The sequence below is a fragment of the Kineococcus indalonis genome, from assembly GCF_009906395.1.
Taxonomy (GTDB): domain Bacteria; phylum Actinomycetota; class Actinomycetes; order Actinomycetales; family Kineococcaceae; genus Kineococcus; species Kineococcus indalonis.
Genome location: NZ_JAAALM010000894.1, coordinates 1 through 913, shown reverse-complemented (window position 1 = coordinate 913; position 913 = coordinate 1). Strand labels below are relative to the sequence as shown.

The window sequence follows — 913 nt, the reverse complement described above, 5'->3', positions numbered from 1 at the left end:
CCGTGGGCGTCTCCGTGCTCGACCCGGCCGGGTCGGCCGGGTCGAGCACGGAGACGCCCACGGCCAGGCGCCGGGCGCGCGGGAAGCGCTCGTGGACCCGCTCCACGGGCCGGCCGGTCAGCGGCCCGCACGCCCACACCACGTGCGCGTAGGCGTCCGGGTCCACGTGCAGGACCTCCTGCTCGTCCTCGTAGAGCACCCCGCCGCGCGGGCCCTGCGCGCGCAGCACGGCGGGGCTGTAGGCGAGGTCGACCTCGGCGCCGTCGGCGCGCAGCCGCCGGGCGACGGCCTCGGCGCTCAGCAGGTCGCCGGCGGTGGCCTCGCCGTGCAGGACGCTGGACCAGCCGATGAGGAGCACGCGCACGCCGTGCATCCCACCACTGCGGCCGCTCAGCCGCCGCGGCGGGGCCGGTGCGCGCGCAGGGCGCGGTCGGGGGTGTGGGTGGGCAGGCTCGCGCGCGGGCCGCGGCGCGGCCGGCTCACGCCGGCCAGCACGAGCAGGCGCTGCACGCGGTAGCGGTGCCCGCGGTAGCACTCGATGACCTCCGCGCACCCGGCGTCGTCGAGGACCTCCCCGGTCAGCGCCCAGGAGACGTTCGCGGCCACGTGCAGGTCGCCGAAGGAGAAGGCGTCGGGGTGGCCGTGGGCGCGGGCGCGCACCTCCGCGGAGGTCCACACGCCCACGCCGGGCAGGGAGCGCAGGGCGCGGTCGGCGCTCGCCTGGTCCATCGCCAGGGTGCGCTCCAGGGCGGCGGCGCGGGGCGCGGCGAGGATGGTGACGCGGCGCCGGCGCAGCTCGACGCCGGCGGCCAGCCACTCCCAGGAGGGCACCTCCAGCCAGTCCGCGGGGGTGGGCGGCACCCACAGGCCCGGCGGGCCTGTGGGTGCCGCCCACCCCCGCGGACTGGCTGGA

General features: G+C 79.5%; 1 protein-coding gene and 1 pseudogene. Both read right to left on the bottom strand.

Features of this window, described 5'->3' with window-relative positions; all coding sequences use genetic code 11:
* Nucleotides 1-373: pseudogene (locus GTR00_RS21790) on the bottom strand (hypothetical protein); the annotation flags it as partial.
* Nucleotides 374-390: 17 nt separating this feature from the next.
* Complete coding sequence (locus GTR00_RS21785) at nt 391-861, bottom strand: DNA glycosylase family protein (protein WP_205706400.1); 471 nt, start codon at nt 859-861, stop codon at nt 391-393.
* Nucleotides 862-913 lie beyond the last annotated feature (52 nt).